This is a genomic window from Psychrobacter sp., from assembly GCF_036731945.1.
In the GTDB taxonomy this organism is placed as follows: Bacteria; Pseudomonadota; Gammaproteobacteria; order Pseudomonadales; family Moraxellaceae; genus Psychrobacter.
This window is the reverse complement of sequence record NZ_DAINDI010000006.1, coordinates 60,386-61,219: the sequence shown is the minus strand read 5'-3', so window position 1 is coordinate 61,219 and position 834 is coordinate 60,386. Positions and strand designations below refer to the sequence as shown.

At 42.7% G+C, this 834-nt stretch carries 2 pseudogenes; both read left to right on the top strand.

The window, feature by feature from the left end:
- Window positions 1–509: pseudogene (locus tag V7D75_RS02350) on the top strand (elongation factor 4); the annotation flags it as partial.
- 102 nt (window positions 510–611) lie between these two features.
- Window positions 612–834: pseudogene (locus V7D75_RS02345) on the top strand (signal peptidase I); the annotation flags it as partial.

The following is an 834-nucleotide window of genomic DNA, read 5'->3' as shown; positions in this document are numbered from 1 at the left end:
TCCAAGTCGATATGCGTTTTATGGGTCGCCAAGTGCAGCTGATTTTTGATATTCCGATGGGCGAGGTGGTCATGGACTTCTTTGACCGCCTAAAATCAGTGTCGCGCGGATTTGCCTCACTCGATTATAATTTCGAGCGCTATCAAGCTGATAAATTGGTCAAAGTTGACGTACTCATCAATGGCGATAAAGTCGATGCCTTAGCGATGATAGTACACCAAGATCAAGCGCGTTTCCGTGGCAATCAGCTGGTTACTAAAATGAAAGAATTGATTCCACGTCAGATGTTTGATGTCGCGATTCAAGCGGCAATTGGCAGTCAAATTATCGGTCGTAGTACGGTTAAAGCCATGCGTAAAGACGTCCTAGCGAAGTGTTATGGCGGTGACGTCTCGCGTAAGAAAAAACTACTGTCTAAGCAAAAAGCGGGTAAAAAACGTATGAAGCAAGTGGGTAACGTCGAGATTCCACAAGAAGCCTTCTTGGCTGTTTTGCAGGTTGATAATTAAACGTTCATTATCTTATAAAAGATAAAAACACAGTAATATTTGGCATAGACAGCTTTAATGCACCAGTAGTTTGATTTTCAGCTCGTTAATAGGCAAATTCGTATGGATTTTGATTTTAATTTAATTTTAGTGCCATTAACCCTCGGCTTAGGTATTATTTGGCTATTAGAGAAGCTGACGCTCAAACAGCGTAAAACCCGCGGTCGCGGCAAAGAAAGCTTACTGGTACGTTGGGCGTATGATTTTTTCCCAGTGTTGGCGGTGGTGTTAATAGTGCGCTCGTTCTTGATTGAGCCGTTTAATATTCCTTCATCGTCGATGGTGC